Origin of the sequence: Variovorax sp. YR216 (assembly GCF_900107745.1) — a bacterium.
Classification (GTDB): Bacteria; Pseudomonadota; Gammaproteobacteria; order Burkholderiales; family Burkholderiaceae_C; genus Variovorax.
This window is the reverse complement of the sequence record NZ_FNRO01000003.1, coordinates 530,684-549,604: the sequence shown is the minus strand read 5'-3', so window position 1 is coordinate 549,604 and position 18,921 is coordinate 530,684. Positions and strand designations below refer to the sequence as shown.

17 protein-coding genes are annotated in these 18,921 nt (G+C 67.8%); 12 read left to right on the top strand and 5 right to left on the bottom strand.

Translation table 11 applies throughout. From position 1 onward, the window contains the following. Nucleotides 1-2: 2 nt before the first annotated feature. A complete protein-coding gene (gene kefC / locus BLW05_RS12475; RefSeq protein WP_093162886.1) occupies nucleotides 3-1,832 on the top strand; it encodes a glutathione-regulated potassium-efflux system protein KefC in 1,830 nt (609 codons plus the stop codon). A 123-nt stretch (nucleotides 1,833-1,955) separates the two neighbouring features. Here kefC and BLW05_RS12470 read toward each other — a convergent pair whose 3' ends face one another. Further along, a complete protein-coding gene (locus tag BLW05_RS12470) occupies nucleotides 1,956-2,825 on the bottom strand; it encodes an amidohydrolase family protein (protein ID WP_093162884.1) in 870 nt (289 codons plus the stop codon). Nucleotides 2,826-2,940: 115 nt separating this feature from the next. Here BLW05_RS12470 and BLW05_RS12465 point away from each other — a divergent pair, with 115 nt between their 5' ends. The 10 genes from BLW05_RS12465 to BLW05_RS12420 are packed head-to-tail and all read left to right on the top strand — an operon-like array spanning nucleotide 2,941 to nucleotide 15,220. Beyond that, nucleotides 2,941-3,714, top strand: coding sequence for a crotonase/enoyl-CoA hydratase family protein (locus tag BLW05_RS12465; protein WP_093162883.1), 774 nt, complete (start codon nucleotides 2,941-2,943; stop codon nucleotides 3,712-3,714). 17 nt (nucleotides 3,715-3,731) lie between these two features. Then, entirely contained in the window at nucleotides 3,732-5,618 is a 1,887-nt protein-coding gene (locus BLW05_RS12460) for a feruloyl-CoA synthase (RefSeq protein ID WP_093162881.1), read from the top strand. A gap of 23 nt (nucleotides 5,619-5,641) precedes the next feature. Further along, nucleotides 5,642-6,406: an SDR family NAD(P)-dependent oxidoreductase gene (locus BLW05_RS12455; RefSeq protein WP_093162880.1), complete on the top strand. Its 765-nt coding sequence runs from the start codon at nucleotides 5,642-5,644 to the stop codon at nucleotides 6,404-6,406. A gap of 35 nt (nucleotides 6,407-6,441) precedes the next feature. Continuing rightward, nucleotides 6,442-7,584 (top strand): ABC transporter substrate-binding protein, encoded by a 1,143-nt coding sequence (locus tag BLW05_RS12450; protein WP_093162878.1) that lies wholly within the window; start codon nucleotides 6,442-6,444, stop codon nucleotides 7,582-7,584. 31 nt (nucleotides 7,585-7,615) lie between these two features. Continuing rightward, nucleotides 7,616-8,656, top strand: a complete 1,041-nt coding sequence (locus tag BLW05_RS12445) for a branched-chain amino acid ABC transporter permease (RefSeq protein WP_093162877.1) — start codon at nucleotides 7,616-7,618, stop codon at nucleotides 8,654-8,656. A gap of 1 nt (nucleotide 8,657) precedes the next feature. Beyond that, complete coding sequence (locus BLW05_RS12440; protein ID WP_093162875.1) at nucleotides 8,658-10,466, top strand: branched-chain amino acid ABC transporter ATP-binding protein/permease; 1,809 nt, start codon at nucleotides 8,658-8,660, stop codon at nucleotides 10,464-10,466. A 1-nt stretch (nucleotide 10,467) separates the two neighbouring features. Further along, nucleotides 10,468-11,196, top strand: coding sequence for an ABC transporter ATP-binding protein (locus tag BLW05_RS12435; protein ID WP_093162874.1), 729 nt, complete (start codon nucleotides 10,468-10,470; stop codon nucleotides 11,194-11,196). 32 nt (nucleotides 11,197-11,228) lie between these two features. Then, nucleotides 11,229-12,941 carry a tannase/feruloyl esterase family alpha/beta hydrolase gene (locus BLW05_RS12430; RefSeq protein ID WP_093162872.1) on the top strand — a complete coding sequence of 571 codons (1,713 nt, stop codon included), beginning with the start codon at nucleotides 11,229-11,231 and terminating at the stop codon, nucleotides 12,939-12,941. A gap of 10 nt (nucleotides 12,942-12,951) precedes the next feature. Next, nucleotides 12,952-14,676, top strand: coding sequence for an acyl-CoA dehydrogenase family protein (locus BLW05_RS12425; RefSeq protein ID WP_093162871.1), 1,725 nt, complete (start codon nucleotides 12,952-12,954; stop codon nucleotides 14,674-14,676). Between the two features lie 55 nt (nucleotides 14,677-14,731). Further along, a complete protein-coding gene (locus BLW05_RS12420) occupies nucleotides 14,732-15,220 on the top strand; it encodes a MarR family winged helix-turn-helix transcriptional regulator (RefSeq protein ID WP_093162869.1) in 489 nt (162 codons plus the stop codon). Nucleotides 15,221-15,230: 10 nt separating this feature from the next. Here BLW05_RS12420 and BLW05_RS12415 read toward each other — a convergent pair whose 3' ends face one another. From BLW05_RS12415 to BLW05_RS12405, 3 genes are all read right to left on the bottom strand, one after another. Further along, nucleotides 15,231-15,608, bottom strand: a complete 378-nt coding sequence (locus tag BLW05_RS12415; RefSeq protein ID WP_093162868.1) for a hypothetical protein — start codon at nucleotides 15,606-15,608, stop codon at nucleotides 15,231-15,233. After that, nucleotides 15,605-15,832, bottom strand: a complete 228-nt coding sequence (locus tag BLW05_RS12410) for a hypothetical protein (RefSeq protein WP_256330236.1) — start codon at nucleotides 15,830-15,832, stop codon at nucleotides 15,605-15,607. The genes BLW05_RS12415 and BLW05_RS12410 overlap by 4 nt, the downstream gene beginning before the upstream one ends. Nucleotides 15,833-15,912: 80 nt before the next feature. After that, the gene (locus BLW05_RS12405; protein ID WP_093162865.1) at nucleotides 15,913-16,671 is read right to left on the bottom strand and encodes a sulfite exporter TauE/SafE family protein; all 759 of its coding nucleotides are present in this window, start codon (nucleotides 16,669-16,671) and stop codon (nucleotides 15,913-15,915) included. A gap of 57 nt (nucleotides 16,672-16,728) precedes the next feature. On the opposite strand from BLW05_RS12405, the gene BLW05_RS12400 reads away from it, so the two are divergent. Beyond that, nucleotides 16,729-17,664 carry a bifunctional Delta(1)-pyrroline-2-carboxylate/Delta(1)-piperideine-2-carboxylate reductase gene (locus BLW05_RS12400; RefSeq protein ID WP_093162863.1) on the top strand — a complete coding sequence of 312 codons (936 nt, stop codon included), beginning with the start codon at nucleotides 16,729-16,731 and terminating at the stop codon, nucleotides 17,662-17,664. Between the two features lie 24 nt (nucleotides 17,665-17,688). Here the strand turns inward: BLW05_RS12400 and pcaF are convergent, their stop codons facing one another. Further along, a complete protein-coding gene (gene pcaF / locus BLW05_RS12395) occupies nucleotides 17,689-18,894 on the bottom strand; it encodes a 3-oxoadipyl-CoA thiolase (RefSeq protein ID WP_093162862.1) in 1,206 nt (401 codons plus the stop codon). Between the last annotated feature and the right edge of the window lie 27 nt (nucleotides 18,895-18,921).

Here is an 18,921-nt window from a genome sequence, read left to right as displayed (position 1 = left end):
CGATGGAACACCACCTGCCGGGCTGGCTGCTCAACTCGCTCATCTATCTCGGCGCCGCGGTGCTGGTCGTACCGCTGTCTAAGGCCATCGGGCTGGGCTCGATCATTGGCTACCTCGCAGCCGGCATCGCCATCGGTCCCTGGGGCCTGGGGCTGGTCACGAACGTCGAGGACATCCTTCATTTCGCCGAATTCGGCGTGGTGCTGATGCTGTTCCTCGTCGGACTCGAGCTGGAGCCCAAGCGCCTCTGGAGCCTGCGCGGACCGATCTTCGGCTGGGGCTCGGCGCAGGTGCTGGGCTGCGCGGCGGTTCTGTTCCTCGCCGGTTTCGTGGCGGGCGCCGGCTGGCGCGTCGCACTGGTGGCGGCGCTCGGGCTCGCGCTCTCGTCGACCGCGATCGCGCTTCAGGTGTTCGGGGAACGCAACCTGCTGCTGACGCCGAGCGGCCAGTCAGGCTTCTCGATCCTGCTGTTCCAGGACGTGGCAGCCATTCCGATCCTCGCGCTGCTGCCGCTGCTGGCGGTCAGTCACGACGTCGACACGGGCGCGAGCGGGCTCGACCGTCTCACCGAGGGCTTGAAGATCGTCGCCGTGATCGCCGCCATCGTGATCGGCGGCCGGCTGGCCTTGCGGCCGCTGCTGCGATGGATCGCGCGCAGCAAGACGCCCGAGATCTTCACCGCCGCCTCTCTGTTGCTGGTGGTCGCCATCGCCGCGCTGATGCAGTTCATTGGTCTCTCGATGGCGCTCGGCGCCTTTCTCGCCGGCGTGCTGCTGGCCGAAAGCGAATACCGCCGCGAGCTCGAAACCGACATCGAGCCCTTCAAGGGCCTGCTGCTCGGCCTCTTCTTCATCGCGGTGGGCATGAGCATCGATTTCGGCGTGCTGATCGCGCATCCATTGCTGATGGCGGCGGTGGTCATCGGCTTCATGGTGCTGAAGGCCGCCGTGATCTACGGCCTCTCCAGGCTGATGCACGTGCCTTACCAGCAGCGGCCGGTGCTCACGCTGCTGCTCGCCCAGGGCGGCGAGTTCGCCTTCGTGGTGTTCCAGGCGGCCGGACCGGACGTGCTGCCGCCCGGCGTCGCCTCGTTCCTGATCGGTGCGGTCGCGCTGTCGATGCTGCTTTCGCCGCTGCTGCTCGTGGCGATCGACAAGTGGGTGCTGGCGCGCCACAGCCTCCAGAAGCCGACCTCGATGGAGGAAATCTCCGAGCAGCAGGACGCGAAGGTGGTCATCTGCGGATTCGGCCGCTACGGGCAGATCATCGGCCGCATGTTGGTTGCGCAAGGCCTGAAGATCACCGTGCTCGACCACGACCCCGACACCATCGAAAGCCTGCGCGAGTTCGGCTTCCGCGTGTTCTATGGCGACGCGACCCGGCTCGACCTGCTGCGCACCGCGGGCGCCGGCACCGCCAAGGTCGTGGTGGTCGCGGTGGACGACATGGAACAGTCGCTCAAGATCGTCGACCTGCTGCGCGAGCATTTCCCCAACGCGAAGATCATCGCGCGGGCGCGCAACGTGGCGCATGTCTACCAGCTGCTCGACCGCAAGATCGAGACGGTGGAGCGCGAAATGTTCGAGTCCTCGCTGCGCAGCGCCCGCTCGGTGCTCGAGGGGCTCGGGTGGCCGGCCCACGAGGCCCGCGAATCGGCGATGCGCTTCCGCCTGCGCAACATTCAGCTCATGCACGAGACCTATCCGCACTACAAGGACCGCGCCAAGCTGATCGCGGTGGCCAAGGAAGGCCGCCAGCAGTTCCAGGAGCAGATGGCGCGCGAGCGCGAGGAGCGGCGGCAACGCACCCACGTCGACTGGGATCAGGTATAGAGCTCACCCCCAGGCTCGCGCACTTCGTGTCGCTCTCCACCCCCTCGCCGGGGGCAATCCCGGCGGGCCGGCAAAGCCGGTTCCGCGAGATTTCTGGTCTCGGCTGTACCGGTTGCGATGGACCTACTTGGTGGCGAGCTTGAGGAGGCGGATCGCGTTGTTCTTGAGGATGCCGGGCATCACTTCGGGCTTGAAGCCGGCTTCCTCGAAGTCCTTCATCCAGCGGTCGGGCGTGATCAGCGGGTAGTCGCTGCCGAAGAGCACGCGGTCCTTGAGCAGCGTGTTCGCATACTGCACGAGCTGCTTCGGAAAGTACTTGGGGCTCCAGCCAGAGAGGTCGATCCAGACGTTTGGCTTGTGCGTTGCCACGCTCAGCGCCTCGTCCTGCCACGGGAAGCTCGGGTGCGCCATGACGATCTGCATGTCGGGGAAGTCGATGGCGACATCATCGAGATGCATCGGGTTGCTGTACTCGAGCCGCAACCCGCCTCCGCAGCGCATGCCGGAGCCGATGCCGCTGTGGCCGGTGTGGAAGACCGCCGGCAGGCCGTATTCGTTGATGACTTCGTAGATCGGCCAGGCCATCCGGTCGTAGGGGTGGAAGCCCTGCACCGTCGGATGGAACTTGAACCCCTTGACGCCGTGCTCCTCGATGAGCCGCCGCGCCTCGCGCGCGCCCATCTTTCCCTTGTGCGGATCGATGCTGGCGAAAGCGATCATGATGTCCGGGTTCTTCTGCGCGGCCTCCGCGATCTCCTCGTTCGGGATGCGGCGGCGGCCGAGATTCGACTCCGCGTCGACCATGAACATCACGAGGCCGATCTTGCGTTCGCGGTAGTAGTCGATGCTCTCCTGGATGGTCGGCCGGCGGCTCGAACGGAAGTATTTGTCGGCTGCGCGGTCGTATTCCTCGCCGTAGTTGTCGAAGGGATTCCAGCAACTCACCTCGGCGTGCGTGTGCGTGTCGATGGCAATCAGGTTCTCGTAGTCCATGGCGTTGTCTCCAACGGGTTTTAGGCTTAGGGTAAGTCCTCATGCCGCAGGTCAGTATGCGGCTTGAATTGGTTATTTTTCATAACCATAATCGATCGCAACCCGGAATGCAATCATGACCCACACCGATCTCCAGCTCGAACTCCAGGACAACATCGCCATCGTGCGCCTCACCCGCGCCAGCAAGCGCAACGCGCTGTCCGATGCGCTCATCCTCGCGCTGCGCAACACATTTGAAAACCTACCTTCCTCGGTGCGCGCCGCGGTCATCGACGGCGAGGGTCCGCACTTCTGCGCCGGCCTCGATCTGTCCGAGCTGCAGGAGCGCGATGCGGGCCAGGGACTCATCCATTCGCGCATGTGGCATGCGGCGCTCGACCTCGTGCAGCACGGCCCCGTGCCGGTGATCGCTGCGCTGCACGGCGCGGTGGTCGGCGGCGGCCTGGAGCTCGCGAGCGCCTGCCACATCCGCGTGGCCGACAGCACCACCTTCTACGCGCTGCCCGAAGGCTCGCGCGGCATCTTCGTCGGCGGCGGCGGCTCGGTGCGCATTCCCAAGCTGATCGGCGCGGCGCGCATGACCGACATGATGCTCACCGGCCGCGTCTACAACGCCGAGGAAGGCGAACGCGCCGGCTTCGCGCAATACCTCGTGCCCGAAGGCACCGCTTTCGACAAGGCGGTGGAGCTTGCCAAGCGCGTGGCGACGAACGCGCCGCTGACCAACTACGCGCTGATGCACGCGCTGCCGCGCATCGCCGAACAGCCGGCCGACCACGGCTTCTTCACCGAAGCCCTCATGGCCGGCATCGCCCAGGCCGCCCCCGATGCCAAGGAGCGCGTGCGCGCCTTCCTCGAAGGCAAGGCCGCCAAGGTCCAGAAGAACTGAGACACCCCGGGATTTCCATGCAAGCCACTCGCCAACCCACCATCACGCCACGCTACCGGCCCGTGACCTTCGGCGTGCGTCACGTCAAGGTGCGCGAAGGCGCCCCCGGCGTTCGCTACATCGAAGCGTCCGAGCCGCTCGGCAGCTACGCCGAGCGCATCACCGACCGCCTGATGCACTGGGCCGAGACCGCACCCGACCGCAGCTTCATGGCGCGTCGCGAGCAACTGCCTGACGGCAGCACCGGCGAGTGGCAGCATCTGAGCTATGCGAAGGCGCTGCAGGACGCCCGCCGCATCGGCCAGGCGCTGCTGAACCGCGGCCTGAATGCCGAGCGGCCAGTGATGATCCTGAGCGAGAACAGCCTCGAGCACGCGCAGCTCGCACTGGCCTGCATCTATGCCGGCATCCCCTACTGCCCCGCATCGCCCGCGTATTCCACCGTCAGCCAGGACTACGAGAAGCTGCGCCACATCTTCAACACGCTGACGCCTGGACTGGTGTTCGCGAGCGACGCGACGCGCTTCGGCCGTGCGATCGCTTCAGTCGTGCCCGCCGACGTCGAAGTGGTGCTGCACCGCGAAACCCCCTCGGCCGATCTCGCGGGCCGCGCCATCACCCCATTCCAGAGGCTGCTCGACACGCCCGCCACGCCGGCCGTCGATGCCGCGATGGCCGCCACCGGGCCAGACACGATCACCAAGTTCCTGTTCACCTCGGGCTCGACCAAGATGCCCAAGGCGGTCATCAACACCCAGCGCATGTGGTGCGCCAACCAGGTGCAGATCGCGCAGTCGATGCCGTCGCTCGCCGAGGAGCCGCCGGTGCTCGTCGACTGGCTCCCGTGGAACCACACCTTCGGAAGCAACCACAACGTCGGCATCACGATCTACCACGGCGGCACGCTCTACATCGACGACGGTAAGCCGACGCCCGCCGGCATGGCCGAGACCCTGCGCAACCTGCGCGAGGTCGCGCCGACGGTCTACTTCAACGTGCCGACTGGCTTCGAGGCGATCGCGCACGCCATGCAGACGGATGCGCAACTGCGCAAGACGCTGCTGTCGCGCGTGCGCATGTTCTTCTATTCGGGCGCGGCGCTCGCGCAGCCGGTGTGGGACCTGCTGCACTCGATCCAGGAAGCCGAGATCGGCGAGCGCATCGTGATGGCGACCGGCCTCGGCATGACCGAATCCGGCCCCTCGGCGATGTTCATCAACAGCCCCGACGTGCGCGCCGGCGATGTCGGCGTGCCGACGCCGGGCATGACGCTCAAGCTCATCGAGGTCGACGACAAGGTCGAGGTGCGCTATCGCGGCCCCAACGTCACGCCCGGCTACTGGCGTTCGCCGGAAGCCACGCGCGAGGCCTTCGACGAGGAAGGCTACCTGTGCACCGGCGACGCCGTGCAGTGGATCGACGAGACCAACATCCACCGCGGCCTGCGCTTCGACGGTCGCATCGCCGAGGACTTCAAGCTCGCCACCGGCACCTTCGTGAGCGTCGGGCCGCTGCGCGCGAAGATCATCACGGCCGGCGCACCCTATGTGCAGGACGTGGTGCTGACCGGCATCAACCTCAAGGAGGTCGGCGCCCTGCTCTTCCCGACGCAGGCCGTGCGCCAGCTCGCGGGCCTTGCGGCCGATGCGCCGATGCGCGAGGTGGTCGAAAGCGCGGCGGTGCAGGCGCAGTTCCAGCAACTGCTCGACACGCTCGCCGCATCGAGCACCGGCAGCGCCAACCGCATCGCGCGGGCGCACATCGTTTCGGAGCCGCCCTCGATCGACAAGGGCGAAGTCACCGACAAGGGCTCCATCAACCAGCGAGCCGTCCTCAAGCACCGCGCGGAACTGGTCGAAGCCCTGCATGCCGACACCCTGCCTTTCACGCTGAAGGCCCGTTGATCAACCCAAGGAGACAAAGAGCCATGAACATCCAAGGACAAGCCGCGCTGGTCACCGGCGGCGCATCGGGCCTGGGCGAAGCCACCGCGCGAGAGCTCGCGCGGCTCGGCGCCAAGGTGGCGGTGCTCGACCTCAACGCCGCACTGGCCGAGAAGGTCGCCGCGGAAATCGGCGGTATTGCCTGCGCCTGCGACATCACGCAGGCCGACAGCGTCAATGCGGCGCTCGACAAGGCCGAGGCCGCGCACGGCCCGGCGCGCATCCTGATGAACGTCGCCGGCATCGGCAGCGCCAAGCGCATCGTCGGCAAGGACGGCAACGCCGCGCCGCTGGAAGACTTCGTGCGCGTGGTCAACGTCAACCTGATCGGCGCCTACAACATCAGCCGCCTGTTCGCGGCGCGCTGCGCCAAGCTCGAGCCCATGGAAGGCGGCGAGCGCGGCACGATGCTCTTCACCGCATCGGTCGCGGCATTCGACGGCCAGGTGGGCCAGCAGGCCTACAGCGCCTCGAAGGGCGGCCTGGTCGGCATGACGCTGCCGATGGCACGCGATCTCGCGCAGCACGGCATCCGCGTGTGCACGATCGCGCCCGGCCTGTTCGCGACGCCGCTGCTCAAGGAGCTGCCGGAGCCCGTCCAGCAGTCGCTTGCCGCATCGATCCCCTTCCCGCCACGCCTGGGCAAGCCGTCGGAATTCGCCGAGCTGGCCTGCCATTTCGTGACCAACGGCCACCTGAACGGCGAAGTGATCCGCCTCGACGGCGCGCTGCGCATGGCACCCCGCTGAACCGAACTTTTGTAGCGACCCAAGGAGACAGTCACATGAACTTCAAGAAAGCAACCCTTGCCGCCGCGCTGACGCTCGGCCTCTTCAGCCTCGCGCATGCCGACCTCACGGTGGGCGTGGTGCTGCCGCTCACCGGTCCGGCGTCCGGCCTCGGCATTCCGATGAAGAACCAGATCGCACTGTGGCCCAAGTCCATCGCGGGCGAGAACCTCAAGGTGGTGGTGCTCGACGATGCCACCGACCCGACCACCGGCGTGAAGGACGCGCAGCGCCTCGTGACGGAAGACAAGGTCGACGTCATCATCGGCTCGGCCGCGACGCCGGTGGCGATCCCCATGGCCGACGTGGCGGCCGAATCGGGCACGGCGCAGCTCGCCGCCTCGCCGGCCGGCCTGCCGCCGGGCAAGGACAAGTGGACCTTCCGCCTGCCGCAATCCAACGACGTGATGGCCTATGCCGTCGTGCAGCACATGAAGAGCCAGAAGGTGAAGACCATCGGCTTCCTCGGCTACACCGACGCCTACGGCGAACTGTGGCTCAAGGCACTGACCGCCGAGGCCGAGAAGAACGGCATGAAGATCGTGGCCGCCGAGCGCTTCGGTCGTGCCGACACCAGCGTCACCGCGCAGGTGCTGAAGCTCACCTCGGCCAATCCGGACGCGATCCTGATCGTGGCCTCGGGCAGCGGCGCGGGCATGCCCCAGAAGGCAGTGATGGAGCGCGGCTTCAAGGGCAAGGTCTACCAGACGCATGCCGCGGCGACGCAGGACCTGATGCGCACCGCCGGCAAGGATGCCGAGGGCACCTTCGTCGTGTCCGGCCCCGCCACCGTCGCCGAGCAGCTGCCCGAGAGCCATCCGTCGAAGAAGCAGGCCGTCGCCTTCGTCACCGAGTACGAGAAGGCCTACGGTCCCAACTCGCGCAACCAGTTCGCCGCCCACAGCGCCGACGCGCTCACGATCCTCGAAAAGGCGGTGCCGATCGCGCTCAAGAAGGCCAAGCCCGGCACGCCCGAGTTCCGCGCCGCCCTGCGCGATGCGTTCGAGACCATGGGCCGCACCACGATCGCGCACGGCGTGCTCGAGTGGACGCCGCAGAACCACTGGGGCTACACCAACGAAACCGGCGTGATGCTGAAGGTCGTGGGCGGCCAGTTCAAGGTCGAGCAACCGCAGTAAACGCAGCCAGCGAATCGCGCAGAGCCCCGCCATGGACTTCTCAATTGCCAGCATCCTGACGCTGGACGGACTCACGAACGGGGCGATCTACGCGCTGCTCGGCATGGGCATCGTGCTCGTGTTCACGGTGACCCGCGTCATCTTCATCCCGCAGGGCGAGTTCGTCGCCTATGGCGCGCTCACGCTCGCCATCTTCCAGACCGGCAAGGTGCCCGGCACGGTCTGGCTGCTGCTGATCCTCGCGGGGGTCGCGGCCGTCATGGAGCTCGTCGACACCTGGCGGCATCGCGGACGTCTCGCACCGGCGCTCAAGGCGGCCGGGCGCACGTTCGTGCTGCCGGCCATCGTTTGCGCGGTGTCGGCGTGGGCCGCGCCGCGCAACCTGCCCCTGGCGGTGCAGGCGTTTCTCACGCTCTGCATCGTCACCGCCTTCGGGCCGCTGGTCTACCGCGTGGCGTACCAGTCGCTGGCGGGCGCGAGCTCGCTGGTGCTGCTGATCGTCTCGGTCGGCGTGCATTTCGCGATGACCGGACTCGGCCTGCTGTTCTTCGGCGCCGAAGGCTTCCGCAATCCGCCGTTCTGGGACGAGCGGTTCTCCGTCGGCCCGCTCAACGTGAACGGGCAGGCGATCATCATCTTCCTCGCCTCGGCTGCATTGATCGTGATGCTGTGGCTCTACTTCGAGCGCACGCTCTACGGCAAGGCGCTGCGCGCGACGGCGGTCAACCGGCTCGGTGCGCGCCTGATGGGCATCTCGACGCAAGCCGCGGGGCAACTGACTTTCGCGATGGCGGCATTGATCGGCGCGCTCTCGGGCCTGCTGATCGGGCCGACCACCACCATCTTCTACGACTCGGGCTTCCTCATCGGCCTCAAGGGCTTCGTCGCCGGCGTCATCGCGGGGCTCGCGAGCTATCCGGGTGCGCTGATCGGTGCGCTCGGCGTGGGGGTGATCGAATCCTTCGGGTCGTTCTGGGCCAGCTCGTTCAAGGAAGTGATCGTGTTCACCATCATCCTTCCCGTCCTGCTTTGGCGCTCGCTGCGCAGCGGCCACTCGGATGAGGAGCATTGACATGCAAGCTACGCTGAATCTCCCCATCGCGGATACGCGCAAGAGCCGGCTGCGCACCTGGGGCCCGCTCGCGCTGGTGATCGTGCTCGCCGTGTTGCCGCTGCTGCCGCTGCCCAACTTCTGGATCATCCAGCTCAACTACATCGGCATCTACACGCTGCCGGTGCTGGGCCTGGTGCTGCTCACCGGCGTGGGCGGCCTCACCTCGTTCGGGCAGGCGGCCTTCGTCGGCATCGGCGCCTACACCACGGCGTACCTGAGCGTGAACTACGGCCTCTCGCCCTGGCTCACGCTGTTCATCGGCCTGGCGCTGACCGGCATCAGCGCCGCGATCATCGGCGGCATCACGCTGCGGATGTCGGGCCACTACCTGCCGCTGGCGACCATCGCCTGGGCGCTGTCGCTCTACTACCTGATGGGCAACCTCGAGGCGCTGGGCAAGTACGACGGCATCCTCGGCGTGAAGGGGCTGCAGCTCTTCGGCCTCGACGTCGGCCAGCAGCGCGGCTTCTATGCAGTCACCTGGGCCTTCGCGCTCGTCGCCGCGTTCGCGGTGATCCGCCTGCTCGATTCGCGCAGCGGCCGCGCCATCCGCGCGCTGGCGGGCGGCTCGCAGATGGCCGAGGCGATGGGCGTGAACACCCTGCGCCACAAGGTCGGCATCTTCGTGCTGGCCGCCATGCTGGCGTCGGTCTCGGGCTGGCTCTTCGCGCATTTCCAGCGCACGGTCAACCCGTCGCCCTTCGGCATCAAGATGGGCATCGAGTACCTCTTCATGACGGTGCTCGGCGGCGCGGCGCATGTGTGGGGCGCGCTCGCCGGCGCCGGCGTCGTCAAGCTGCTCGAAGACCAGTTGCAGGTGCTGCTGCCGAAGCTCATCGGCACCAGCGGCAGCTACGAGCTGATCGTCTTCGGGATCATGATCGTGCTGGTGCTCAAGTACCTGCCGGACGGGCTCTGGGACTTCGTCGACCGACGCCTGCCGCGCAGGCAGCGTGTGGTGGATTGGCAGGACGCGGCGGACCTTCCGGTACGCACCAAGCCCGCGCAAGGCGAGGTCGTGCTCGACGTGCAATCGATCCGCAAGACCTTCGGCGGCCTCGTCGCGGTGAACGACATCAGCTTCCAGACACGCGCCGGCCAGGTGGTCGGTCTCATCGGCCCGAACGGTGCAGGCAAGTCGACCACCTTCAATCTCGTGACCGGCGTGCTGTCGCTGTCGGGCGGCGACGTGCGATTCCGCGGCGAAGCCATCGGCGGTCTTTCGTCGCGCGCCATCGCGGAGCGTGGCGTGTCGCGCACATTCCAGCACGTGAAGATGGTGCCGGACATGACGGTGCTGGAAAACGTCGCACTGGGCGCGCATCTGCGCGGCGGCAAGGGCGCGATCGCCGCGATGCTGCACACCGACCGCGCCGAGGAGCGCCAACTCTTGCGCGAAGCCGAACGGCAACTGCAGCGCGTCGGCATGGGTGACTACCTGCACGAGCTCGCGGGCAACCTCGCGATGGGCCAGCAGCGCCTGCTGGAGATCGCCCGCGCCCTGTGCGCCGACCCGGCCCTGCTGCTGCTCGACGAACCGGCCGCCGGCCTGCGGCACAAGGAGAAGCAGGCGCTGGCCGACGTGCTGCGCACCTTGCGCAACGAAGGCATGAGCATCCTGCTGGTCGAGCACGACATGGACCTCGTGATGGACATCTGCGACCACATCGTGGTGATGGAATTCGGCACGCACCTGATGGAAGGCACGCCGGCCGAAGTGCAGGAGAGCCCGAAGGTACGCGCCGCCTACCTCGGAACGGAACACTGACATGACCACGCCCCTCCTCCGAATCCGCAACCTGCGCGCCGGCTACGGCCGCGCCGAAGTGCTGCACGGCATCGACCTCGAAGCCGGCCAGGGCAGCGTCGTCACCGTGATCGGCCCCAACGGCGCGGGCAAGTCCACGCTGCTCAATGCGCTGATGGGCGTGCTGCCGTCCAAGGGCGTGATCGAGTTCCGCGGCCAGCCGATCGACAGCCTGTCGCTCGAAGAGCGCGTGATGCTCGGCGTCGCGCTGGTGCCCGAGAAGCGCGAGCTTTTCGGCACCATGCCGGTGGAAGACAACCTCGTGCTCGGCGGCTTCCGCCAGGTGCGCCTTCGCAACCGCCAATGGCGCGAACGCATCGACGAGGTCTACACCATCTTCCCGCGCCTGAAGGAACGCCGCACGCAGCTCGCGGGCACGCTCTCGGGCGGTGAACGGCAGATGCTCGCGGTCGGCCGCGCGCTGATGTCGCGGCCCGCGCTGCTGATGCTCGACGAACCGAGCCTCGGACTCGCGCCGCTGGTGGTGCAGGAGATCTTCCGCACCGTGAGCGCTTTGCGGCAGACCGGCGTGACGATCCTGCTGGTGGAGCAGAACGCGCGTGCGGCACTCGAAGTGGCCGATCACGGCTACGTGCTCGAAATGGGCAGCGTGAGCGTCGAAGGCGAAGCGCGACAGCTCGCGAGCGATTCGCGCGTCATCGACACCTACCTCGGAACCAAGCGGCGCTGACAGTCGCGCCGGCACTCAACGGAGACAAAACGATGGACGTACGCAAGAGCCTTTCGGCCGGCACCTGTGCGACGCTGCTCGCTGCCTGTGCCGGCATGGGCGGACCCGGCGGCTCGACGCCGCAGCTCGTGGCAGCGAAGCCGGGCATGCTCCAGGTGTGCAGCGACCTGGTGGAGAAGGCGGCCTTCCCGGGCGCCCTCTACACGCAGGTCACGGCAGTTCCTGCCGGCAAGGTGCCCGTTGGCAACGCCAGTGTCGACGCACCGGCCCATTGCCTGGTGCAGGGCCGCATGCACGAGCGTGTCAGTGCGGTCGATGGCAACCGCTATGCGATCGGGTTCGAGATGCGTTTGCCGGTCGACTGGAACGGCCGGTTCTTCTATCAGGCCAACGGCGGGCTCGACGGCGTGGTGATTCCGGCCATGGGCGGTATTGGCGGCGGTGGACCGGCCCGCACGGCCTTGCAGATGGGCTTTGCCGTGATCAGTTCCGATGCCGGTCACGCAGGGTCGCTGGGGCCGCGCTTCGGCATCGACCCGCAGGCGCGGCTCGACTACGGCTACAACGCCGTCGCGCAACTCACGCCAATGGCCAAGAACCTGATCGCGAAGGCCTACGGCCGCGGACCGGACCGGTCGTACATCGGCGGCTGCTCCAATGGCGGCCGGCATGCGATGGTGGCGGCGGCGCGGTCGGCCCGCGACTACGACGGCGTACTGGCGGGCGATCCCGGCTACAACCTGCCGCGCGCCGCCGTGGCGCAGCTGTACGGGGCGCAGCAGTACGCGAAGGTGGCCAACGTGACGGCAGGTCAACCCGACCTGCAGAGCGCGTTCACACCCGCAGAGATGAATTTTGTCGCACAGCGCGTGCTCGCCCGGTGCGATGCCCTCGACGGCCTGGCGGACGGCATCGTCTCCGACGTGAAGGCCTGCAAGACCCAGTTCGACGTCGAACGCGACGTGCCGGCCTGCACCGGCGCACGCGACGGCCAGTGCCTCACCTCCGCGCAGAAGACCGTGCTGGCCAACGTGTTCGCAGGTGCGCGCAACAGCGCCGGCAAGCCCATCTACAACAGCTTTCCCTTCGATGCGGGCATCAGCGGCAGCAACTGGCGCGAGTGGAAGTTCGTGAGCCCGCCGACCCGGGATGCCGGCGCGGTCGGCTTCATCTTCGCCACGCCGCCGATGGCCGACCGACCGGGTGGTCTCGCCTTCGCGCTCGGTTTCGACATGGACAAGGACGCGCCCGCGATCGAGGCGACCGACCCCGTCTACCGCGAATCGGCGATGTCCTTCATGCCGCCGCCCGATGCGTCGAACCTCTCCACGCTGCGCAACCGCGGCGCGAAGATGATCGTCTACCACGGCACGAGCGACCCGGTGTTCTCGTCCGACGACACCGCCGCCTGGTACGAGCGACTGCAGGGCGCGAATGGCGGCGATGCATCGTCCTTCGCGCGCTACTTCCCGGTGCCGGGCATGAACCACTGCGCCGGCGGTCCGGCCACAGACCAGTTCGACATGCTCACCGCGCTGGTGAGCTGGGTCGAACAGGGGCAGGCACCCGAGCGCGTGACCGCCAGCGCACGCGGCCCGGGCACGCCGGCGGTCAACACCGAAGTCCCGGCCGACTGGTCACCGAGCCGCACGCGCCCGCTGTGCCCCTATCCGCAAGTCGCGGTCTATACCGGCGGCGATGCGGAGTCCGCCGCGAGCTTCGCCTGCCGCGCCCGCACGCCTTGAAGCCATTGCCATGAACTACCAACCTCGCCCCGAAGACGTGGGCTTCATCCTGAATGCGGTGCTCGCCGCCGTGCCCCGCCTGCACGCCCTGCCCGCCTTTGCCGACTACGACGAAGCGCTGCAAGGCCAGGTGCTCGAGGAAGCAGGCAAGTTCGTTGCCGAAGTCATCGCGCCGATCAACCGCGACGGCGACGAGATCGGCTGCCGGCTGGTCGATGGCGCGGTCGTCACGCCGCCGGGCTTTCGCGATGCGTACCGCGCCTTCGTCGATGGCGGATGGCCGGCGCTCTCGGCCGCGACGGCCGACGGTGGCCAGGGACTGCCTTCGGTGCTCGAAGCGGTGCTCTACGAATGGCTCAGCGCGGCCAATCACGGCCTGACGATGGCGCCCGGCCTGCTGCATGGCGCCTACGAGTGCATCCGGCACCACGGCAGCGACGAACTCAAGCAGCGCTATCTCTCCAAGATCGCGACCGGCGAATGGCTCGCGACGATGTGCCTGACCGAAGCGCACGCGGGCAGCGACCTCGGCCAGGTGCGCACGCGCGCCGTGCCGCAGGCCGACGGCAGCTTCCGCGTCTCGGGCGGCAAGATCTTCATCTCCGGCGGCGAGCACGACCTGAGCGACAACATCGTCCACCTCGTGCTGTGCCGCCTGCCGGACGCGCCTGCGGGTCCCAAGGGTCTTTCGCTGGTGCTGGTTCCCAAGGTGCTGCCTGACGGATCGCGCAACGCGGTGCATTGCGAACGCATCGAGGAAAAGATGGGCCTGCACGGCAGCTCGACCTGCGTGATGCGCTTCGACGACGCGACCGGCTGGCTCATCGGCGAGCCGAACCGCGGGCTCGCCGCGATGTTCGTGATGATGAACGCCGCGCGCCTGCATGTCGCGCTGCAGGGCATCGGCCTGCTCGATGCGGCCTGGCAGAAGGCCGATGCCTATGCGCACGAGCGCCGCCAGATGCGCGCGCCCGGCCCGGCGCCCGAGAGCCGCGGCGGCGAAGCGGCCGACCTCGTGGCGGAGCATCCGGCGATCCGCCGCATCCTCGACACCCAGCGTGCGTGGATCGACGGTGCCCGCGCCATCGCCTACCGGACCGCGGTGCAGCTCGACGTGGCACGGCACGACGAAGATCCCAAGGCGCGCGAACAGGCGCAGCGCTGGTGCGCGCTCGTCACGCCGGTCATCAAGGCCGCGTGCACGCAGCAGGCCTTCACCGGCGCGAGCGAATGCCTGCAGGTCTTCGGCGGCCATGGCTACGTGCGCGAATGGGGCATCGAGCAGGTCGTGCGCGACTCGCGCGTGACCATGATCTACGAGGGCACAAACGAGATCCAGGCGATCGACCTGCTGGTGCGCAAGGTGCTCGCCAACGGCGGCGCCGGCATGTCGGGCCTGCTGATCGAGCTGCGCGATGAGCTCGATGCCTCGCGCGACATCGATGCCGACGTGCAGCGGCGGCTCGCGCAGTTGCGCTATCTCACGACCACGATCGCCATGGCGGCGGACAAGGACGCCAGGCTGCCCTACGAGGTGGCCGACGACTATTTGCGCGTGGTGATGCTGGCCTTCCTGGCATGGGCCTGGGCCCGGCTGGAACACGCCGCGCCGGGAGATGCCCGCTGGGCCGCGCCGGCCGCTGCCTTCCGGCGCTGGGTGCTGCCGGAATTCGAGATGCGGCTCGGCATCGTCAAGCGTGCCTGCGAGGCGGTGACCATGCCGGCCGCGGCCTGAACTGCCGGGGAAAACGCGGTCCGCAAGCATCCCGAAGGCAGTTACGCTCGCGTTCATGCCAGCACTCCGCAAGAAAACCACGCCCGTCTCCCATGCGCAGGCTCCCCGGTCCGATCGTCTGGATACCCGCGTGCTAGAGACCTTCGTCGGCTACAACGCACGCCGGGCCTGGCTGGTGGTGAGCCAGGTGTTCGCCGAACGCATGGCCCCCTACGGGCTCAAGCAAGTGGATTTCTCGGTGCTGTCGCTGCTCGCTCACAACCCCGGCGCGACCTCGCGGCAGCTGTGCTCCACGCTCGACATCCTGCCGCCCAACCTCGTGAGCCTGATCGCTGCAATGGACAGCCGGGGACTGATCGAGCGGCGTCCGCATCCGCATGACGGGCGCGCGATCGGCCTGCATCTCACGCCGGCCGGCGAAGAACTGATCCGGGAGGCGGAGCGGACCGTGACGGAGCTCGAAGCCGACGCCAGCGCGCGGCTCACGGCGCGCGAGCGCGAGACGCTCATCCGCCTGCTGCAGAAGGTCTACCAGCCATCCTGAAGCTCGCGCGCTAGAAGCGCTCGGTCATCCGCAGCAGCTCGTGCGCGGCACGGGCGACGAGCGCGGGGTTGGGGTAGTAAAGCTCGCCATTGAAGTCATGGCGCGCGTAGGCGGAACGCGCCTCGGCGTAGCGCCTGCGCGCCGTCTGCATGGCGGCCCGGCGCCAGCTCGGCTGCATCGCTTCGAGCCGTGCCCAATGCGCGGGCGACAGGGTGGGACCGTCCGGCACCGGCGCCGCGCTCTCGCGCATCAGGAGCTCGCGGGCTTCGCGGGTGATCGGATCGATCTCGCGCGACCTGTCGCGAAGATAGGCGAGGAGATTGGAGAGGAAGGTCGCACCGAACAAACTCAACAGCGCCAGGCCGATGCCGAAATCAATCTTGCTCACCAGAACTTCCACCAGGGCCTCTTGCGCGAATACATCGAGGATGCGGCCGGCGGCAGCGTCTGCAGGCCGGTGTCGCGGATTCGGCGGCGTTGTTCCGCCTCGAGCGCCTGCGCCATACGGTGCGCAAGCTGGTCGCCCTGCATCGCGCGAATGCGCCACTCCGACGCGAGGCTCTGGAGCTCATCGTCATCGAGACTGGCAGGCATTGTCGACGGGGCGGACATACCGAAATTCTGCCGATTGGCAGACATCGCGACAATCGTAGAGATTTGCATTACATCGATGGCATTGCATCGATGGTGCGTCACGCGACGAAGCCGTCCCACGTGAGCTTGATGCCGGTCAGCAGCATGCCGAGATAGACGAAGCGGTAGAACCAGGCGGCATCGATACGGCGAGCGATGCGAATGCCCACCCACACGCCCAGCGGTGCGATCGGAAGCAGCACCAGCGAGGTCGCGAGATTGCGCCAGTCCAGCAGGCCGAGCCACGCATAAGGCACCCACTTGCTGAGATTCACGACGAAGAAGAAATAGGCCATCGTGGCGGTGTAGGCCAACGGCGACAGGCGCAGCGGAATGACGTACGCGGTCACCGGCGGTCCCCCGGCATGGGCGATGAAACTGGTGAAGCCGCTGATCGTGGTCAGCAACGCGCCGGTGGCTTTCGAAGGCAGGGGCGAGTTCGCCTTCGGCGGGAACACCAGCCGCTGCGCAAGGAAGATCAGCGTGAACACCCCGACGATGCCTGCGACCGTGTGCGCGGGCAGCGCCTTGAAAAGCAGCGTGCCGATCAACGTGCCGACCAGCCCGCACGGAATGAGGAACCACAGGAGCCGCCTGTCGAAATCGCGCCGGAAAGCGGCCAGCCCCAGCAGGTCCATGAGCAGCAGCACCGGCATGAGGATTGCAGCCGCCTGCGGAACGGTGACCGCCAGTGCCATGAGCGGCACGGCGAGGGATCCGAACCCGGCGCCGAATCCGCTCTTGCTGACGCCGAGCAGCAGCACGGCAGGAATGGCAACCGCGTAGAAGTGCGGATCGGTGATGACGGGAAGGCTCACGATGGCGACGGCCGGCAGTGCGGCGCAGGGGAAGCGCGAAGGCTACATTCTCCATGCATGAAGACTTTCGACGCAGCGCGGACCCGCGCCCACCTGGCCTTCGACCGGCTCGTGCCCGCATTGCGCGAGGCATTCACGGGCCATGCATCGGTGCCGCAGCGGCATGTGCACACGATCGAGAGCGGCGGTGCGCGCGGCACGGTGCTGATCATGCCGGCGTGGAGCGAAGCCGGCTTCCTGGGCATCAAGACGATCAACATCTTCCCGGGCAACAGCGCACGCGGACTGCCCGGCCTGCACGCAACCTACGTGCTGTACGACGCGCACACCGGCGTGCCGCTGGCGCAGATGGATGGCAACGAGATCACCGCGCATCGGACGGCCGCCGCGTCGGCGCTGGGTGCGTCCTTCCTCGCGCGCGAGGATGCCTCCACGCTGCTGGTGCTCGGCACCGGCCGCGTCGCGCGCCTTCTGCCGGCGGCGCATGCGAGCACGCGCCCCATCCGCAAGCTGCGTGTCTGGAATCACCGGCCCGAAGGCGCCCGCACGCTCGCTGCCGAATGGCGGCAGGCGGGCTGGGATGCCGAAGCGGTCGATGACCTGCCGGCCGCCGTGCGCCACGCTGACATCGTGAGTTGCGCGACGCTCGCGACCGCACCGCTGGTTCGCGGCGAATGGCTTGCGCCGGGTTCGCATCTCGACCTGATCGGCAGCTTCACGCCCGCGATGAAGGAAGCCGAGCCGTCGTGCTTTGCCGGGGCGCGCGTCTTCGTCGACACGGAGGAAGCACCGACCAAGGCCGGCGACCTGCTCGACGCATTCAGCGCGGGGACGCTCACGCCGGAGGACATCCAGGCCACGCTCACCCAGCTCTGCCGAGGCGAAAGGCCCGGGAGGCTTTCGCCGTCGGAGCGTACGGTCTTCAAGGCCGTCGGCAGCGCACTCGAAGACCTTGCCGCCGCGACGCAGGTGTGGACAGGCGCCGCGGAATGACGCCGGGCATCGGCGCGTGCGACATCACACGCGCTCGAGGATGACCGCGATGCCCTGCCCCACGCCGATGCACATCGTGCACAGCGCATAGCGGCCGCCGCCCTTGTGCAGCTGGTTGATCGCGGTGGTCGCAAGACGCGCACCGCTGGCGCCCAGCGGATGGCCGAGCGCGATCGCCCCGCCGTTGATGTTGACGCGGGCGTCGTCGTCCTTGAGGCCCAGCAGGCGCAGGACGGCCAGACCTTGCGCAGCGAAGGCTTCGTTGAGTTCGATCACGTCGATCTGGTCGAGCTTGAGGCCCGTCAGTGCGAGCACCTTCTGCGTGGCCGGCGCCGGGCCGATGCCCATGATGCGCGGCGCGACGCCGGCGGTCGCCATGCCCACCACGCGGGCGCGCGGCGTGAGGCCGTTCTTCGCGGCGGTCGCTTCATCGGCGAGCAGCAGCGCGCAGGCGCCATCATTCACGCCGCTGGCGTTGCCCGCGGTCACGGTGCCGTCGGGGCGCACCACGCCCTTGAGCTTGGCGAGCGCTTCGAGGCTGGTGTCGCGCGGATGCTCGTCCTTGGAGACGATGATCGGATCGCCCTTCTTCTGAGCGACGCTCACGGGCACGATCTCGGCATCGAAGAAGCCGGACTTCTGCGCGGCAACCGCGCGCTGCTGCGAAGCCAGCGCCATGCGGTCCTGCGCCTCGCGCTCGATCTTGTAATCGGTCGCGACGTTCTCGGCCGTCTCGGGCATGGAGTCGACACCGTACTGCGCCTTCATCAGCTTGTTGACGAAGCGCCAGCCGATGGTGGTGTCGTACGCCGCGTTGTTGCGGCTGAAGGCGCTTTCGGCCTTGGGCATCACGAAGGGCGCGCGGCTCATGCTTTCGACGCCGCCGGCGATCATCAGGCCGGCTTCGCCCGCCTTGATCGCACGCGCTGCGCTGCCGACCGCATCGAGGCCCGAGCCGCAGAGGCGGTTGATGGTGCCGCCGCCCACTTCGATCGGCAGTCCAGCCAGCAAGCCGGCCATGCGCGCGACGTTGCGGTTGTCTTCGCCGGCTTGGTTGGCGCAGCCGTAGAGCACGTCGGCAACGGCTTGCCAGTCCACGTTCTTGTTGCGCTCCATGAGCGCCCGGATCGGCACAGCGGCGAGGTCGTCGGCGCGCACGCTCGACAGCGAGCCGCCGTAGCGGCCGAAGGGCGTGCGGATGGCGTCGCAGATGAAGGCTTCCTTGGTCATGATGTGTCTCTCAGTCGGTTTCGGATA

What these genes read in the sequence shown, in the direction of transcription:
- kefC (WP_093162886.1), top strand. Translation starts at nt 3, where the DNA reads ATGGAACACCACCTGCCGGGCTGGCTGCTCAACTCGCTCATCTATCTC.
- BLW05_RS12470 (WP_093162884.1), bottom strand. Translation starts at nt 2,825, where the DNA reads ATGGACTACGAGAACCTGATTGCCATCGACACGCACACGCACGCCGAG.
- BLW05_RS12465 (WP_093162883.1), top strand. Translation starts at nt 2,941, where the DNA reads ATGACCCACACCGATCTCCAGCTCGAACTCCAGGACAACATCGCCATC.
- BLW05_RS12460 (WP_093162881.1), top strand. Translation starts at nt 3,732, where the DNA reads ATGCAAGCCACTCGCCAACCCACCATCACGCCACGCTACCGGCCCGTG.
- BLW05_RS12455 (WP_093162880.1), top strand. Translation starts at nt 5,642, where the DNA reads ATGAACATCCAAGGACAAGCCGCGCTGGTCACCGGCGGCGCATCGGGC.
- BLW05_RS12450 (WP_093162878.1), top strand. Translation starts at nt 6,442, where the DNA reads ATGAACTTCAAGAAAGCAACCCTTGCCGCCGCGCTGACGCTCGGCCTC.
- BLW05_RS12445 (WP_093162877.1), top strand. Translation starts at nt 7,616, where the DNA reads ATGGACTTCTCAATTGCCAGCATCCTGACGCTGGACGGACTCACGAAC.
- BLW05_RS12440 (WP_093162875.1), top strand. Translation starts at nt 8,658, where the DNA reads ATGCAAGCTACGCTGAATCTCCCCATCGCGGATACGCGCAAGAGCCGG.
- BLW05_RS12435 (WP_093162874.1), top strand. Translation starts at nt 10,468, where the DNA reads ATGACCACGCCCCTCCTCCGAATCCGCAACCTGCGCGCCGGCTACGGC.
- BLW05_RS12430 (WP_093162872.1), top strand. Translation starts at nt 11,229, where the DNA reads ATGGACGTACGCAAGAGCCTTTCGGCCGGCACCTGTGCGACGCTGCTC.
- BLW05_RS12425 (WP_093162871.1), top strand. Translation starts at nt 12,952, where the DNA reads ATGAACTACCAACCTCGCCCCGAAGACGTGGGCTTCATCCTGAATGCG.
- BLW05_RS12420 (WP_093162869.1), top strand. Translation starts at nt 14,732, where the DNA reads ATGCCAGCACTCCGCAAGAAAACCACGCCCGTCTCCCATGCGCAGGCT.
- BLW05_RS12410 (WP_256330236.1), bottom strand. Translation starts at nt 15,832, where the DNA reads ATGTCCGCCCCGTCGACAATGCCTGCCAGTCTCGATGACGATGAGCTC.
- BLW05_RS12400 (WP_093162863.1), top strand. Translation starts at nt 16,729, where the DNA reads ATGAAGACTTTCGACGCAGCGCGGACCCGCGCCCACCTGGCCTTCGAC.
- pcaF (WP_093162862.1), bottom strand. Translation starts at nt 18,894, where the DNA reads ATGACCAAGGAAGCCTTCATCTGCGACGCCATCCGCACGCCCTTCGGC.